Origin of the sequence: Frankia sp. AvcI1, assembly GCF_001420875.1 — a bacterium.
Taxonomy (GTDB): Bacteria; Actinomycetota; Actinomycetes; order Frankiales; family Frankiaceae; genus Frankia; species Frankia alni.
Genome location: NZ_LJFZ01000028.1, coordinates 37,236 through 53,435 on the forward strand (window position 1 = coordinate 37,236; position 16,200 = coordinate 53,435).

Here is a 16,200-nt window from a genome sequence, read left to right on the forward strand (position 1 = left end):
NCGGCGTCGGCGTAGGCGGCGCGCACCGCCCTGACCTGGCCGCCCGGCGCCGGGGCGTAGATCGCCGCGCCGCGGCCGTCCGAGGACGACCCGATCCCGCGGATCACCGCGTAGATCTTGTTGCCGTCCCGGCGGGCGTCGTCGAGGCGCTTGAGCGCGACCATCGCGACGCCCTCGCCGAGCAGCGTGCCGTCGGCCTGTGCGGAGAAGGGCCGGCAGTCCTCCGTCGGCGACAGGGCCGGCGTCTTGCAGAAGCTGACGAACGTGCACGGGTTGTTCAGGGCGTCGACGCCACCACTGATGATCATGTCGGCGCGACCGAGGACGAGTTCGTTCACGCCCGCCGACACCGCGGCCAGGGAGCTCGCGCAGGCGGCGTCCACGGTGTAGTTCACCGCGTGCAGGTTGAGCCGGTTCGCGACCCGGCCGGCGACGATGTTGCCCAGGCCACCGGGCAGGGTGGCCTCCTGCCACTGCGGATAGTCCTTGAGCACGTGGTCGCAGATGCCGCGGGCGTCGGTGTCGGAGTAGCCGAGTTCACGCAGCGCCTTGAACCACATCGGCCGGCCCAGGCGCAGGTCGATCTCGCTGAGCAGTTCCAGGTTGCCGCTGCCGAGGATGCAGCCGATGCCGCCGCGGTCGGCGGTGTCGTACTCGTCGCCCAGGGCGTCGCGCAGGGTCTGGTCGGCGACCTGCAGCGCGAACAGCTGCGCCGTGTCGGTGGCCGGGACGGTGCTCGGCGGGATGCCGAACTCGGCCGGGTCGAAGTCGATCGTCGGCAGGAACGAGCCGCGACGCACGTACGTCTTGTCGATCGCGGCCGGGTCCGGGTCGTAGTAGTCCTCGACCAGCCAGTGGGAACGCGGCACCTCGGTGATCAGATCCTCGCCGCCGACGATGGAGTTCCAGAACCCGGCGGCATCGGTTGAGCCCGGCATGNTGGCGCCCACTCCGACGACCGCGATCGGCGGTTGGGGCGGGGAGTCCGTTCGTCGCATGGTGTCCGTGTCTCCTTCCGGACCGGCCGGCCCTTTCCGGGTCTACCGGCCGCGAGGTCAGCCGTCGGCGCCGAGCGCCAGCCGCCGTGGGGGGAACTGAGCGACACCCACCGGCACCCCGAAGCTGCGCACCTGATGGGCGCGGGTGACCACCGCCGCTCCTTCGAGAAGGTTCAGGGCGATCTGGACGACGCCGCGCTCCGCCGCCTGCGCGAGGAAGCTGCCGCTGATCCACCGGTTGAACGCGCCCATCGCCGGGCCGCACCAGATCTGGTAGTCGGTGCGCCGGCTGCGCTCGCCGGCGAGCGCCCACCGGNCGGAGTTCCCCAGGTACCACCGGAACACCAGCGCCATCCGGTGCTTGGCGTCGTGCAGCGCCCGCTCCACCTGCACGGGGTCGCGTTCGACCCAGTACGCCGCGGTTCGGGCCCACACGTCGTCCAGGGACATGCCGAACAGGTCGCGCTCCAGCTTCGCGCGCAGCTCGGGGGCGAGCTGGTCCAGGCTGTCGTGCCGGCGGTAGGCCTCGAACAGCAGCCCGGCACGCGGTGCGAACATCGACCCGCGGCGCAGCACCTNCACCTTGGCGCCGAGCTCGAACATGTCCGCGGCCGGCGCGAGCGCCACGTCGGCCAGGTCGGCGCCGGCGAGCATCGCCTTGGCGTCCGCGGACTGGCCGGACTCGACGCTGACCTGGTTCACCGAGCCGGTGAGCACGTAGGCGGCCCCGAGCGCGAAGGCCGCCGCGACCGCCGCCGGCGTGCCGAGACCGCCGGCCGCGCCGACCCGCACCGGCCGCGGGTAGTCGAACCGGGCGACGACCCGGTCCCGCACGGCCTGCACGGCCGGGACCACGACGGCCATCGGCCGGCCGTCGGTGTGCCCCGCACTGTCGGCCTCGACGGTGATGTCCTCGGCGATCGGCAGACCGGCGGCGAGCTCCGCCTCCGCCGCGGTGATCTGCCCGCCGTCGACCAGCGCCCGCAGGATCTCTCCCGGCGGCGGCGACATGAACTGTTCGGCCACCTCGGGCCGGGAGATCTTCGCGAACACCCGGGTGCGGCGCTCGACCCGGCCGTCGGGCGTGCGGCGCAACCCCGACGCCGCGCAGCGGACCACCGCCGGTGTGATCGACATGAACGCCGACGCCGACACGCACGGCACCCCGTGGCGCAGCAGCAGGGCGGCGGTGGTGTCCTCCAGCGCCGGGTCGCCCGGCGAGTGCAGCAGGTTGACCCCCCAGTTCGGCTGGCCGGCGAGCGTGCCGGCGAGGGTGACGACGGCCTNCTCGATCCGGTCGAGCCCCAGGCCGCCCGAGCCGAAGAAGCCGAGCATCCGGGCGCGGGCCATCGCGGTCACCATCGCGGTCGTGGCGATGCCGGTCGCCATCTCCCCGGCGATGTACGGGAAACGCACCCCGTGCGCCGCCGCGAACGAACGGTCGCCGAGCCACTCCGGGTACAGGGCGGGCAGGGTGCCCACCACCACCGGGGCCGCGGGGTCCCCCGCGCCGACGTCGCCGCCGAGACCGAGGCCGACGCCCCGGCCGGGCACGGCCAGCAGGTGCACCGGCTCCCGCACCGCGCGCACGCAGGCGGCCAGCTCCGGTCCGGTGAAGGCCGCCGGGTGCGGGCCCGCCCGCCAGGTCGGCACCGACATCGGCCCACCGTCGGATGCACCCGACCGGGGCTGGCGCGCAGGCGGCCGGCGCAGCGCCGGCACGGGAACGCGGCCGCGCTGCGGCGGGCGCGCGACGCGGGCCGGTCGAGGGGTGACGGTCATCGTGCGCCCCCACCCAGGGCGGACCTGACCTGGGCGGCTTCGACCCGCGGCGCCGGGTCTGTTCGCGCGGCCGGGTAGGTCCGCCCGGCGGGACCGAGCGGCGCGGCGGGATCGGACCTAGCGGCGGGATCGGGCCGAGCGGCGGGGGCGAGGCGGGTCGTCGGGTCGTAGGCGGACAGGGCACGGGACAGCAGGTCGGCGGCGAGCACATCGCCCGGGGCCAGGTCCATCTCCGCGATGCCCAGGCCGGAGAGCAGGTAGTCCCGGTCCACGAGCGTCTCGGCGAGCCGCTCGCCCAGCGCCGTGCGGGTGCGGGTGTCGTCGAAGACGTGGCGGTGACGCAGGTACATGAGGAACCCGGGCACCGCGCCGATGATCCGTTCCAGTGGCGTCGGATCGGCCGGGGGCTGATCGACGAGCTCCACGCGCACCGGCAGGAAGCTCTCCAGCAGGTCGACGGGCAGCGACACGGGCAGGTCGCGGGTGCTGACGATGTGATAGGTGGCCGTCGCGCCGGGCGGCGGGCGCTCGGCGAGGCGCACCATGTCCCGCACGGCGTCCTCGACGGCCATCACGTTCCAGCGAGCCTGTGGGTCGCCGACGACCCGCACGGTCTGCACGACCGGCTCCTCGGCGTCGGCCAGACCGCTCTCCACGGCCATCGAGGCGATCGTGAGCATGAAGCGGGCGACCGCCTCCATCGTGTCCGAGGGCCGGTCGGGGTGCGGCGGGCGATGGCTGACCAGGACGCTCGGGCGGAACACCACGACCGGCCGGCCGCTGCCGGCCGACCACTCCCGGACCGCGACCTCCGCCTCGTACTTCGACTGCTCGTACGGGCTGGCGAAGCCCCGCGAGGCGTCGAGCTGGTCCTCGTAGACGACCGGGTCGGGTCGCAGGCCGGCCACGAACGCCGTGCTCACGTGGTAGAAGCGCGGCCGACGTCCGCCCGCCGCCGCCAGCGCCAGCATGTTCCGGGTGCCGTCGACGTTGACGTGCCGCAACTCGGCGAGATCACCGGCGAGCTTCGTCTGGGCGGCGCTGTGCCAGACGGCGTCGACGCCGTCCGCGATCCGTCGGAAGTCGGCACGGTCGAGGCCGAGAAACGGCTCGGCCACGTCCACGTCGACCACCGAGATCCGGCGGGGAAGGTCGTCGATCAGCCGAGGACTGGCTCCGGTGGCCCGCAGGAACCTGGCGAGCCGGTCCGCGGCGTCCCCGGAGCCCGCATGGGCCAGCACCGTCAGCGACGCATTCCGCTNGAGAAGTTCCCGCACCAGATGCACACCCAGAAATCCGGTTGCCCCNGTGATTGCGATCTCCACGAGAATTCCCGCCTCCTGGTCGACGGCGTCCATCCGGCCTGTCCGCGAGGCACCGCGGCCGGACCGGGACACCGCGCATCCTCCGCACACGTCGGACCGCTGATGGAACGTGCGACGCGAAAGCGGTCACCCGGAATTTGGTGACAGTGCGTCGACGTCAGGGACGCGTATCGCGACCGCCGGGGGACATGCCGATGCGATCCACCGCACAGCGGGTGGTCAGGCCCTGCGTTACGGGGTACCCACCCTGAGTCGCGATAACAGTGCGTCCTTTTCCGAACCGCACCGGACACCCGGATCGGGTGACTTCGCCAGACGGCGGCAGGCAGGCGGCCGGTGGCAGGCAGGCGCTCACGGGCAGACGGGCAGACGGGCCGGCGAACGCTGCGGGGCCTGCGCGGGGCGCCGCGCGCCGACCGGCGGGTGGGCCGGTCGGCGCGGAGGGTGCGTCAGACCGCGGAGAAGGAGACCTCGGTGGACTTGATCAGTGCGGTGACCGGCGTGCCGGGCTCGAGCTTGAGCTCCTCGGCCGCCGCCCGAGTGATCGCCGCCGTGAGCTCCACATCCTTGCCGACCTTGATCCTCGCGACCGACATCGCTCCGCCGGAGTCGAGCCCGACGAGCGTACCCGCCAGCTTGTTCCGGATACTCAGCCCCGACACCTCGGTGGTCGCCACCGCGATGTCGGTCGACTTGATGAGTGCCTCCACGGCGGTGCCGATGCCGATACCAAGATCCTTGATCGCGTCCATCGTGACCGTGGCCGCGAGCGACAGGCCGCCGGGAATCTCCATGGTGACGGTTCCCATGACCGAGCCGCTGACTATCTCGGTAATAATTCCGGTGAATCGGTTACGAATACTAAGGATCATGAATCGACCTTATCTAGCCCATGTATCGGACGAGTTGCATGACGACGGTGTTACCCGAGTCACCCGACCGTCTTCCGACCGTTCGGNCAACGTCGCGACCGGCGAATACCCTCGAACCCCGGGGTCACACTGGGGTCCATCGGACCGTCCGTCCCGGCCAACCGGACCGCGCCCACGGACCCTTCTTCCCATATCGGACCGCATCTGCGTTTAAATTGCTAGGATCCAACCGTAGATGCGGCTGAACGCCGGGCCGCCGGGTGGCCTCAACCCGTGGTCGCCTGGCCCCGACGAGGAAGGGGCGGCGGATGTCCGCGCAGCTCAGCGCCGCTACGACCGCGGCGCACCACCTCGTCGCGCGTCCCACCCCGCCGGGACGCCGCCCGCCGCCCGCCACCTTCGGGCCGCCCGGCGCGGGCCCGTATCGAGCCGTCAACACGAATGACAAGCAGCCGCCGGTCCCCGCAAAGAGCCGGAAACCTGCCGGTCAAGAGCCTACCGGCACCTCCGTTCCAGCCTTTGCCCGCAGACCCGACGCGCATTCCGAGCAGAGTAGGTATCTGACGTGTCCTGGAGCGGCTCCGCGCACTCCCATGAAGAGACGACCGAGTGGCTCTCGCGAGTCGAGAAGGTCACTCCCGTCCTGGTTCGGCACCGCGAGCAGGCCGAGCGGGAAAGGGTGACGCCGGCCGCCGTCATCGCCGCGCTACGGGATCAGAACATCCACCGCATGTGGGTGTCCCCGTCCTTCGGTGGCGGCGGAGTCAGCGTCCGGACCGGCTCCGCCGTCCTGCAGGCGCTCGCCCGTGTCGACGCCTCGGTCGCCTGGCAGATGGGGGTCCAGGGGGTCATCTCCCGGATGTCGGACTATCTGCCGGAGCAGGTCGCCTGCCAGCTCTTCCAGGACAGCGACGGGCTCGTGGTCGGCGGGATCAACCCCTCCGGTCAGGCCGAGCCGGTGCCCGGCGGCTACCGGCTGNGGGGTCGCTGGTCGTTCGCGAGCGGATCCACCCACGCCGACTGGCTCGTCTGCGCCTCCCTGGTCACGGAGGGCGACTCCCCGGCCGACGGCCTCGCGGGGGGCGATTGCGCGCCGGCGGCGACCGCGCCGACCCGGATGCTGTTCGTGCCCGCCGGCGTGGTCCGCTTCGACGACGACTGGCACACGACGGGCCTGCGAGGGACGGGAAGTGTCAGCTTCACCGTCGACGACCAGTTCGTGCCCGAGGAGTTCACCGTCGACGGCGGGCTGCTGCGCCGCCCACCGGCCGCCCGCCCCTCCCGCGGCTACCNCATCGCCTACTACGACTTCGGGCCGTTCACCACGGCGTCGACGATTCTCGGCATCGCCCAGGACGCGTTGAGCGCCTTCCCGGGCATCGCCGTGGGCACGGTCCCCGCCCGGGGGACGCAGACCCTGGGCACCAGCCACACCGTCCAGGCCGGCCTCGCCCGCGCCGCGGCACTGGTCCGCTCCGCCGAGCTGCTGTTGGAGGACGCCGCCCACCATGCCAGCCTGCGCTGCCTGATCGGCGGGGAGGAGCTGTCCGCGCTGATCAGACTGGCCGCCGCCACCGTCGGCGAGAACACGGTCAAGGCCGTGGACAGCCTGCACAGCATGGCCGGCACCCGCGCGCTGGGCGCGGGCGGGCGGCTCGACCGCTGCCTGCGCGACGTCCACAGCGCGGCCGCGCACATCACCCTGTCGCCGACGAACTTCGAGATGGTCGGCGCCTACCTGCTGGGCGGCTCGCTGCTCATGCGGCGTTGACGTCCTCCCCCGCCCGAGGCTGCGGGCAGGGGACCGCGAGTCCTGCACTTCACCGCGAGGGTCCTACACGTCCACTGCGAGACGTCCACTGCGAGGGAGAGGTGCGCAATGGTCAGATTCCCGATGACCCAGAGCCCGCCGGCTCGGCCGGGGCTCACGCCGCGACGGCGCCGGGAGCTCCCGAGCCGGCCCACCGGCCCGAGTGGTCGCGGCCGGGGACGGCGCGATGCCACTCGGCGGCGGCGTCCGTAGTCCGGCCACCTCAACGCGGCAGGAGCCGGGCCGGCACGTCGACCAGCCGTGAGCGGACATACTCGCCGAGCCCCTTGGCCTGCGGGTCGGGCCTGGTCGCCGCGGCCACGCCGTCGCCGAGCAGGCCGACCACGACGACGTTGAGCGCCCGCAGGTTCGCCAGCTCGTAGCGGTGGATCGTCAGCCCCCGCGCCTCCGGGACCAGCTCGGCGAAACGCGCCGCGGTCAGCTCGGCGGCGAGCCAGGCGTAGGCGGCGTCGTCGCGGGCCCAGAGCCCGACGTTGGNGTTGCCGCCCTTGTCCCCGGACCGCGCCCCCGCGAGCAGCCCCAGCGGCACCCGGACCAACCGATCGCCCCCCGCGACGGNGCCCCGCCCCGCGACGGCCGACGGCCTCGGCAGCGGTGGGATGCCGACGGCGGGCGGCGCCGACGGGCTGTGCGGGACGACGATCTGCCGGCCGTCGTCGAGGACCACGCGCTGCTCGACGGCGTCGCGGTGCACCAGCGTCGGCCAGTACACGCCGTAGGCGCTGGCCTCGGTCGGCGGGGTGGTCGTGTGGAAGCCCGCGTAGCCGCCGAGGGCCAGCGCCGTCGTCGCGTCCGAGAACCGCCGGCCGACCCGGGCCGGGTCGCGGTCCTTCACCGTGATCCGNAGGTGCGCCGTGGCCAGGGCGTTGTCGTCGGCGTCGGGCCGGTCGAACCGCAGCAGCCGCACGTCCGCCTCGTCGACGGCGCCCTCGCCGCCGAGCAGGTCGAACAGCTCCCGGCGGGCCCAGGTGGCCTTCTCCTCGATGTCGAGGCCGGTGAGGACGAGCGTCATCGTGTTGCGGTACCCACCGAGGCAGGTCATGGCGACCTTCAGCGTGTCCGGCGGCGGGCTGCCCCGGGTGCCGGACAGCCGCACCCGGTCCGGGCCCTGCTCGACCAGCCGGATCGTGTCGAAGTGGGCGACGACGTCCGGATTCGGGTACGCCGGCTGCGCGATCTCGTAGAGCAGCTGGGCGGTGACGGTCCCGACGGAGACCAGCCCGCNGGTGCCGGGATGCTTCGTGATGACGCTGGAGCCGTCGGCGGCGACCTCCGCGATCGGGAACCCGGGATAGCGCCGGTCGGTGATCTCGGCCAGGAAGGGGTAGTTCCCACCGCACGCCTGCGGCCCGCATTCGATCACGTGCCCGGCCGCGACGGCGCCGGCGAGGCGGTCCCAGTCGTCGCGGGCCCAGCCGTGCCACCAGGCCGCCGGCCCGACGACGAGGGAGGCGTCGGTCACCCGCGGCGCCACCACGACGTCGGCGCCCGCGGCCAGCGCGGCGGCGATGCCCCACCCGCCGAGGTAGGCGTTGGCGGTCACCGGCGGCCCGCCGTCCGCGGCGAGCCCGGCGAACGGCCGCCCGGTGTCGAGGTGGGTGAGCGGCTCGCCGGCCGCTCGCAGCTCGTCGAGCCGGCCGACGAGGTCGTCGCCGGTGATGTGGGCGACCCGCGGGGCCAGGCCGAGGCGCCCCGCGACCGCGGCGACCTGCGCGGCGAGCCCGGCGGGGTTGAGCCCGCCGGCGTTGACCACGATCCGGATCCCGCGGTCCAGGCAGGTGCCGAGCACCTGTTCGAGCTGGACGAGGAAGGTCCGCGCGTAGCCGGCGTCGGGGTCGCGCCGGCGCGCCTTCCACAGGATCAGCATCGTGAGTTCGGCCAGGTAGTCGCCGGTGAGCACGTCCACCGGGCCGCCGTCGACCATGAGCCGGGCGGCGTCGATCCGGTCACCGTAGAACCCCGAGCAGTTCGCGATGCGCACCGCCCGCCGCGGCGTCTCGGGGGTCATCAGCGGCCGGTCCACACCGGCGGGCGGCCGTCGCGGAACGCCCGCGGGCCCTCCTGCGCGTCGTCGCTGAGGTAGACCGGTTCCCAGAGCCGCTCCGCCTCCCGGTACGCCGCCGACAGCGGGAGTTCGGCGAGCAGTCCGACCGTGCGCCGGGCCGCGCGCACCGACAGCGGCGCGTTCGCCGCGATCGTCGCCGCGAGCTCGCCGGCCCGGCCGGCCAGCTCCGGGCCGGGGACGACCTCGTTGACCAGGCCGAGTTCGTGGGCGCGCCGCGCGGTCAGCGGCTGACCGGTCAGCAGCATCTGCATCGCGATCCGCGGCGCCAGCAGGTAGGGCAGCGGCGCGGCCCAGGGGGCGCCGCGGCCGACCCGGGCCTCGGTGACGGCGAACCGGGCGGTCTCGGCGGCGACCACGAGATCGCAGCACTGCGTCAGCAGGAACCCGCCGGCGTAGGCGGCCCCGTTGACGGCGGCGATCACCGGCTTGTCGACGTCGATGTTGCGGCCGAGCTGCGGCAGGTAGTCCGGCGGCGGCACCCGCAGCCCCTCCCCCGCCATCTCCCGCAGGTCGCCGCCGGCGCAGAAGGCCCGGTCCCCGCTGGCCGTGAGCACGCCGACAGCGGCGTCGGCGTCCGCGCCGAGCCGGGTGAACGCCTCCCACAGCCCGGCACGCACCTCGGCGGACAGGGCGTTGCGGGTCTCGGGGCGGTCGATCGTCAGCCACGCGACGGGTCCCTCGCGGCGGTAGCCGACCGCCGGGGACGTCACGGCGCCACCGCCCCGGCCACGACGGCGCCGACCGGCTCGACCGGGCTGATGACCGCGAGGATGTCACCGCCGCCGACGGCCTGCCCGCGCCGGACGTCCAGCGTGCTCACCACCCCGTCGTGCGGCGCGACCACCGGATGTTCCATCTTCATCGCCTCCAGGACGACCACGACGTCACCGGCGGCCACCGCCGCGTCCCGCGCCACCGCGACGCGCACGACGGTGCCCGGCATGGGAGCGGCCAGCGACCCCGCCGCCGCGGCGGCACCCGGCTCGACGAACCGGGGGATCTCGTCGACGGCCGTCGACGCGCCGCGGCCGTCGAGGTAGACCCGCGACCCGACCCGGTGCACCGCCACCGTGGCCCGGACGCCGTCGACGGTGAGATCGACCCCGTCCGGTCCGACCCGGTGAACACCGACGTCGTGCGCCCGCCCGCCGACGCTGACGTCGAGACCCCGGCCCCGCCACCGGTAGAGCACCTCGACCTCACCGGCCGTGCCACCGGCCGTCCCGCCGCCCGTCACCGTGTACACGGCGCGTTGCGGCTCGCCGGGAACGTTGCGCCAGCCGGGGGGCAGGCCCGGCAGGACCGCCGCCGCCCGGCGCTGCGACGAGGCGGCGACGGTGGCCGCGATGAGATGCGTGGCCAGCACGTCCCCGCCCACCGCGGGCGCGCCGAGCCCGGCGAGGTCCCACCGGTCGAGGAAGCCCGTGTCGAACTCGCCGGCCCGAAACCGCGGGTCGCGCAGCACGGCCACGAGCAGGTCGCGGTTGGTGACGATCCCGTGCACCCGGGTCCGCGACAGCGCCCGGGCGAGCCGGCGCAGCGCCTCGTCACGGGTCGCCCCGTGCGCGACGACCTTCGCGATCATCGAGTCGTAGTGGACGCCGACGACGGACCCTGCCGCGACGCCGCTGTCGACGCGGATGCCCGGATCGGTCGGAACCTCGAAGCGGTGGATCGTCCCGGCGGCCGGCAGGAACCCGGCGCCGACGTCCTCGGCGCACAGCCGGGCCTCGACGGCATGGCCGGTGATCCGGGCGGTGCGTACCTCGGCCGGCAGCGGGGCGCCCTCGGCGACCAGGAGCTGGGCGCGGACCAGGTCCAGGCCGGTGATCTGCTCGGTCACCGGGTGCTCGACCTGCAGGCGGGTGTTGACCTCCAGAAAGAAGAAGCGCCCGGCACGGTCGAGCACGAACTCGACCGTGCCCGCGCCGACGTACCCGATCGCGGCGGCGGCGGCGACGGCGGCGGCGCCGAGCCGCTCGCGCAGCCCGGCGTCGACCACGGCGGACGGCGCCTCCTCGATGATCTTCTGGTAGCGCCGTTGGATCGAGCACTCCCGCTCGAACAGGTGCACCACCTCGCCGTGGGAATCCGCGAAGACCTGCACCTCGATGTGGCGGGGCCGGTCGACGAGATGCTCCAGGAACACCGTCGGGTCGCCGAACGCCGACGCCGCCTCGCGCCGGGCCGCCGCCACCGCCGCGGCGAGTTCCGCGGCGTCCCGGGCGATGCGCATCCCCCGCCCGCCGCCGCCGAAGACGGCCTTGACCAGCAGCGGGAATGTCAGGCCCGCCTCGGCGGCGACGGTCCCGCCGTCGCGGCCGGCGAGCAGGGCCTCGTCGACGACCAGGCCGGGCAGGACCGGCACCCCGGCGGCGGCCATCAGCTCCTTCGCCCGGGTCTTCGACCCCATCGCCTCGATCGCCGCCGGCGGCGGTCCGACGAACGTCAGGCCGGCGGCGGCGCAGGCCCGGGCGAACGCGGCGTTCTCGGCGAGGAAGCCATAGCCGGGGTGGACGGCGTCGGCCCCGGTGCGCAGGGCGGCCTCGACGAGCAGGTCGGCGCGCAGGTAGGTCTCGGCCGGCGTCGCGCCGGGCAGCGCGACGGCCTCGTCCGCGGCGGCGACGTACGGGGCGTCGGCGTCCGGATCGGCGTGGACGGCGACGGTGGCGATGTCCATCGCGTGCGCGGTCCGGATGATCCGTGCGGCGATCTCGCCCCGGTTGGCGACGAGCAGCCGGCGGATCGGGCGCGTCGGGCCGGTGGGTGCTGGGGGGCCGATGGGCGCTGGGGGGTCGGTGGGCGCTGGGGGGTCGGTGGGCGCTGGGGGGTCGGTGGGCGCTGGGGGGTCGGTGGGACTCACGGCGGTCACATCCTGAAGACGCCGTAGCCACGGCGTCCCTCGATCGGCGCGGAGTGCGCGGCGGACAGGGCGATGCCGAGCACGGTGCGGGTGTCCCGTGGGTCGAGCACGCCGTCGTCGTAGAGCCGCCCGCTCATGAAGAACGCGTGCGACTCGGCCTCGATCTGGCGTTCGATCGCCGCCCGCCGCTCGGCGTCCGCGGCGGCGTCGAAAGGCCGGCCGGCGGCCTCGGCGGCGGACTGCCCGACGATCGACAGCACGCCCGCGAGCTGGGCGGCGCCCATGACGGCGCAGCGGGCGCCGGCCCAGGCGAACATCAGCCGCGGGTCGAAGGCCCGCCCGGACATGCCGTAGTTGCCGGCGCCGAACGACGCCGCCATGGTGACGGTCAGGTGCGGGACGCTGCTGTTCGTCACGGCATTGATCATCTTGGCGCCGTCGGAGATGATGCCGCCGCGTTCGTAGGCGGTGCCCACCATGAAGCCGGTGGTGTTCTGCAGGAACAGCAGCGGGGTGTCGACCTGGTTGGCGAGCTGGATGAACTCGGCGGCCTTGCACGCCTCAGCGCTGAACAGGATGCCGCCCGCGTTGGCCAGCACCCCGACGGCGAACCCGTGCACCGACGCCCAGCCCGTCACCAGGCGGGTGCCGAACTCCGGCTTGTACTCGCCGAACCGGGAGCCGTCGACGACGCGGGCGAGCACCTCCCGGGGGTCGAACGGCAGCCGCAGGTCGGCCGGGGCGATGCCGAGCAGCTCGTCGGGGTCGTAGAGCGGCGGGTCGGCGGGCAGTTCGGGCCCGCGACCAAGCTTGCGCCAGTTGATCTCGGACAGGATCCGGCGGCCGATGCGGATCGCGTCGCGCTCGTCGACGGCGACGTGGTCGGCGAGCCCGGACACCCGCCCGTGCATCGCCGCCCCGCCGAGCTCCTCGTCGTCGGCCTGCTCGCCGGTGGCCATCCGCACCAGCGGCGGGCCGCCGAGGAACACCTTCGCCTGGCCGTCGACGAGGACGGCGTAGTCGCACATCCCGGGCACGTAGGCGCCGCCGGCCGTCGCGGTGCCGAAGACCAGGGCGATCGTGGGGACGCCGGCCGCCGACAGCGCGGACAGGTCGTGGAAGATCCGCCCGGCCCCGACGAACAGGTCGGCCTGGCTGGGCAGGTCCGCACCACCGGACTCGACGAGGTTCACCACGGGCAGCCGGTTGCGCCGCGCGATCTCCAGCGCGCGCAGCGTCTTGCGCAGCGAGTGCGGGTTCATCGCGCCGCCGCGGACCGTCGGGTCGTGGCCGATGACGACCACCTCGACCCCGGACACCACGCCGATCCCGGTGACGACGCTCGCCCCGACGGCGAACCCGCTGCCCCAGGCGGCGAGCGGGGACAGTTCGAGGAACGCCGAGTCCCGGTCGAGCAGCAGCTCGATGCGCTCCCGGACCAGCAGCCGGCCGCGGCGACGGTGCCGGTCGCGGTAGCGCTCGCCGCCACCGTCGCGGGCGGCGGCGAGCTGCTCGGACAGGTCGGCCAGGAGTCCGAGCTGCGTGCGCCGGTTGGTCCGGTACTGCCCGGAGCCGGTGTCCAGGCGGGAGCGCAGGACCGTCCCCTCGGCGACGCGGGGGTGTGCCGCGCCCGGGCCGGGCGTCGTGGTCGTCCCGCCGACGGTGGTCGTCCCGCCGACGGTGGTCGTCCCGCGGATGGTGGTCGTCAAGGTGTCGTCTCCTCAGTACGAGCGGGGCAGGCCGAGACCGTGCTGGGCGACGTAGTTCAGGATCATCTCCCGGCTCACCGGCGCGATCCGCAGCGTGCGGGCCAGCCCCCACAGCGGCACCAGGCCGTACTCGGCCGACATCCCGTTGCCACCGTGGGTCTGGATGGCCTGGTCGACGGCGGCCAGCGCCGCCTCGGCCGCCGCGTACTTGGCCGTGTTGGACGGCTCGCCGGCGGGCAGCCCCCGGTCGTGCGCCCACGCGGCGCGGCGTGTCATCAGGGCGGCCAGCGAGGTCTCGATCCGCGCCTTGGCGAGCGGGTGCGCGATGCCCTGGTAGGCGCCGATGGGCTGGTCCCAGACCCGCCGGTCGCGGGCGTAGGCCACGGCGCGGTCGAGGGCGTACCGGGCGATGCCGACGCACAGCGCGGCACCGGCGATCCGTTCCGGGTTCAGCCCGTGGAACACCTGGCGCAGGCCGTCGCCCTCGGTGCCGACCAGCGCGTCGGCCGGCACCCGCACGTCGTCGAGGAACAGGGTGAACTGTCGTTCGGGCAGCTGGGCCGCGACCGGCAGCGGGTGCGCGGTCAGCCCGGGGGTGCGGGTCGGGACGACGAACAGCGACAGCCGGGCCCGCCCGGTGCCCTCGTCGACGCCGGTGCGCGCCACCACGAGGACGGCGGCGGCCTCGTCGAACCCGGAGATGTAGTACTTCTGGCCGCTGAGCAGCCAGTCGTCGCCGGCGCGGCGCGCGCTCGTGGCCAGGCGGTGGGTGTTCGACCCGGCGCCCGGCTCGGTGATCGCAAAGACGATCTTGTGGCTGCCGTCGGCGAGGCCGGGCAGCCAGCGTTCCCGCTGGCCCTCGTCGCCGAACCGGGCGATCACCTCCCCGGAGATCGCCGCCGAGACCAGCAGGAGCAGCAGCGGGCAGCCCGCCGCGGCGCTCTCCTCGCACACGGCGGCGAGCTCCACGATGCCGCCGCCGCCCCCGCCGTAGCGCTCGGGCAGGTTCACGCCGAGGTAGCCGGCCTCGGCCAGTGCACCCCACGCCTCGGCGGTCGGCGTCCGGGTCGCCGACCGCTCGGTGTAGTAGGCGCCACCGAACGGTTTGATGATCGCGGCGACGGTCTCGCGCAGGGCCGTCAGCTCCGCGGTCTCAGCGAAGTCCACCGTGGTTCCCTTCTGGTGACGCGCCAAGCCCTGCCGGTGACGCGTCAAGCCCTGCCGGTGGCGCGCCGAGCCCTTCTGGTGGCGCGCCGAGCACCAGCCCGAACGCCGGCCGGTTCGCCAGGCCGCCGGCCCGGTCGAGTGTGATGATCTTCTGCTCGGTGTAGGCGTCGAGCGCGTCCGGTCCACCCTCGCGGCCCAGGCCGCTCTGCTTGGTCCCGCCGAACGGGTAGGCGGGGTGGATGACGTGCCAGTCGTTGACGTAGACCATCCCGGCGTCGAGCCGGCGGGCCACGTCGAGCGCGCGGGCCTCGTCGGCGCTCCACACCCCGGCGGACAGGCCGTAGTCGCTGTCGTTGGCCAGCGCCACCGCCTCGTCGACGGAGTCGTACGACAGCACGGTCAGCACCGGGCCGAAGACCTCCTCGCGGGCGATCCGCGCGGTGGCGGCGGCGCCGGTGACCACGGTGGGTTCGACCCAGTACCCGACGTCGAAGCCGGGTCCGGTCGGCGTCGCCCCGCCGAGGGCGATCGTGGCCCCCTCGGCGCGGGCGGCGGCCAGGCGGCCGAGGATCCGGTCCCGCTGGCCGGCGCTGATCACCGGTCCGACGTCGGTCGCCGGGTCCAGCGGGTCGCCCAGGCGCAGGCCCTTGGCGCGGTCCACCAGGGCCTCGACGATCTCCGCCTGCCGGGCCGCCGGCACGAGCAGGCGGGTGCCGGCCTCACACGCCTGCCCGTTGTTCGCCAGCGCCGCGTACAGGGCACCGTCCACCACCAGCGGCAGGTCGGCGTCGGCCAGGATGATGTTCGGACCCTTGCCGCCCAGCTCCAGGGTCACCCGCTTCACCGTGCCGGCGGCCGCGCGCAGGATGGCGCGACCCACCTCGGTGGAGCCGGTGAACGCCACCTTGCGCACCGTCGGGTGCGCGGCGAGGTGGGCGCCGACCGGGTCGCCGTCGCCGGTGACGACGTTGAGGACGCCCGCCGGCAGGCCGGCCGCCGCGAACTCGGCGGCCAGCTCCAGCGGCAGCAGCGGAGCGTGCTCGTCGGGCTTGAGCACGACGGTGTTGCCCGCGGCCAGCGCCGGGGCGACCTTCCAGATCGTCACCAGCAGCGGGATGTTCCAGGGCACGATCGCGGCGACGACGCCGAGCGGTTCGCGCCGCAGCAGGCCCGCGGTGGGCAGCGGGTCCATCGCCGGGCCGGGCCGCTCGAACGCGTACGAGCCGGCGAGGTCGGCCAGGTAGCGCAGGTGCGCGATCGACAGGCCCAGGTGCAGGGCGTTGCTCACCCGGATCGTGGCGCCGTTCTCCCGGCTCTGCAGCGCCGCGAGCTCGGGCAGCCGCGCCTGCAGCCGGTCGGCGACGCGGTGCAGCAGCGCCGCCCGCTCGGCCGGGGGGGTACGTCGCCAGTCCCCCGCCGCGTGCGCCGCCGCGGCGGCGTCGACCGCCTGGTCGACGTGCGTGATCCCGCCCCGCGCGGCGGTCGCGACGAGCTCGCCCGTCGCGGGGCTGCGCAGGTCGTACCGGTCGGCGGTGTCGACCCATCGTCCGGCGATGAACAGCGGGTGGTGCGGTACGCCCATCGTGCC

At 74.4% G+C, this 16,200-nt stretch carries 8 protein-coding genes and 9 pseudogenes; 2 read left to right on the forward strand and 15 right to left on the reverse strand.

Features of this window, described 5'->3' with window-relative positions; all coding sequences use genetic code 11:
- Window position 1: 1 nt before the first annotated feature.
- From UK94_RS63930 to UK94_RS24100, 8 genes and pseudogenes are all read right to left on the reverse strand, one after another.
- A pseudogene (locus tag UK94_RS63930) lies at window positions 2–938 on the reverse strand (beta-ketoacyl synthase N-terminal-like domain-containing protein); the annotation flags it as partial.
- 117 nt (window positions 939–1,055) lie between these two features.
- Window positions 1,056–1,314 (reverse strand): annotated as a pseudogene (locus tag UK94_RS63935) (2-nitropropane dioxygenase); the annotation flags it as partial.
- Between the two features lies 1 nt (window position 1,315).
- Window positions 1,316–1,576: pseudogene (locus UK94_RS63940) on the reverse strand (2-nitropropane dioxygenase); the annotation flags it as partial.
- Between the two features lies 1 nt (window position 1,577).
- Window positions 1,578–2,284 (reverse strand): annotated as a pseudogene (locus UK94_RS63945) (2-nitropropane dioxygenase); the annotation flags it as partial.
- A 1-nt stretch (window position 2,285) separates the two neighbouring features.
- Window positions 2,286–2,780 (reverse strand): annotated as a pseudogene (locus tag UK94_RS63950) (2-nitropropane dioxygenase); the annotation flags it as partial.
- Window positions 2,777–4,041, reverse strand: a 1,265-nt coding sequence (locus UK94_RS24095) for an SDR family oxidoreductase (protein ID WP_235489555.1), incomplete at its 5' end; no start/stop codon positions are given. The gene UK94_RS24095 and the pseudogene UK94_RS63950, both read right to left, overlap by 4 nt.
- 1 nt (window position 4,042) lies before the next feature.
- Window positions 4,043–4,087: pseudogene (locus UK94_RS74905) on the reverse strand (hypothetical protein); the annotation flags it as partial.
- A 467-nt stretch (window positions 4,088–4,554) separates the two neighbouring features.
- A complete protein-coding gene (locus UK94_RS24100; RefSeq protein ID WP_011602860.1) occupies window positions 4,555–4,977 on the reverse strand; it encodes a TOBE domain-containing protein in 423 nt (140 codons plus the stop codon).
- Between the two features lie 565 nt (window positions 4,978–5,542).
- On the opposite strand from UK94_RS24100, the gene UK94_RS63955 reads away from it, so the two are divergent.
- Both UK94_RS63955 and UK94_RS63965 read left to right on the forward strand, forming a co-directional pair.
- Window positions 5,543–5,956 (forward strand): acyl-CoA dehydrogenase family protein (locus UK94_RS63955; protein WP_235489557.1); only part of this gene is annotated, 414 nt, incomplete at its 3' end.
- Between the two features lie 314 nt (window positions 5,957–6,270).
- Window positions 6,271–6,748, forward strand: a pseudogene (locus tag UK94_RS63965) (acyl-CoA dehydrogenase family protein); the annotation flags it as partial.
- A gap of 905 nt (window positions 6,749–7,653) precedes the next feature.
- Here the strand turns inward: UK94_RS63965 and UK94_RS63970 are convergent.
- The 7 genes and pseudogenes from UK94_RS63970 to UK94_RS24135 all read right to left on the reverse strand — a co-directional run.
- Window positions 7,654–8,032: pseudogene (locus UK94_RS63970) on the reverse strand (acyclic terpene utilization AtuA family protein); the annotation flags it as partial.
- 1 nt (window position 8,033) lies between these two features.
- Window positions 8,034–8,816 (reverse strand): annotated as a pseudogene (locus UK94_RS63975) (acyclic terpene utilization AtuA family protein); the annotation flags it as partial.
- Window positions 8,816–9,583, reverse strand: coding sequence for an enoyl-CoA hydratase-related protein (locus tag UK94_RS24115; protein WP_055751636.1), 768 nt, complete (start codon window positions 9,581–9,583; stop codon window positions 8,816–8,818). The pseudogene UK94_RS63975 and the gene UK94_RS24115, both read right to left, overlap by 1 nt.
- Window positions 9,580–11,736 (reverse strand): biotin carboxylase N-terminal domain-containing protein, encoded by a 2,157-nt coding sequence (locus tag UK94_RS24120; RefSeq protein ID WP_235489560.1) that lies wholly within the window; start codon window positions 11,734–11,736, stop codon window positions 9,580–9,582. The genes UK94_RS24115 and UK94_RS24120 overlap by 4 nt, the downstream gene beginning before the upstream one ends.
- A gap of 5 nt (window positions 11,737–11,741) precedes the next feature.
- Window positions 11,742–13,445 carry a carboxyl transferase domain-containing protein gene (locus tag UK94_RS24125; protein ID WP_200912895.1) on the reverse strand — a complete coding sequence of 568 codons (1,704 nt, stop codon included), beginning with the start codon at window positions 13,443–13,445 and terminating at the stop codon, window positions 11,742–11,744.
- Window positions 13,446–13,457: 12 nt separating this feature from the next.
- Complete coding sequence (locus tag UK94_RS24130) at window positions 13,458–14,612, reverse strand: acyl-CoA dehydrogenase family protein (protein WP_055751637.1); 1,155 nt, start codon at window positions 14,610–14,612, stop codon at window positions 13,458–13,460.
- Entirely contained in the window at window positions 14,599–16,194 is a 1,596-nt protein-coding gene (locus UK94_RS24135) for an aldehyde dehydrogenase family protein (RefSeq protein ID WP_055751638.1), read from the reverse strand. The genes UK94_RS24130 and UK94_RS24135 overlap by 14 nt, the downstream gene beginning before the upstream one ends.
- Window positions 16,195–16,200 lie beyond the last annotated feature (6 nt).

What these genes read in the sequence shown, in the direction of transcription:
- UK94_RS24135 (WP_055751638.1), bottom strand. Translation starts at nt 16,194, where the DNA reads ATGGGCGTACCGCACCACCCGCTGTTCATCGCCGGACGATGGGTCGAC.
- UK94_RS24100 (WP_011602860.1), bottom strand. Translation starts at nt 4,977, where the DNA reads ATGATCCTTAGTATTCGTAACCGATTCACCGGAATTATTACCGAGATA.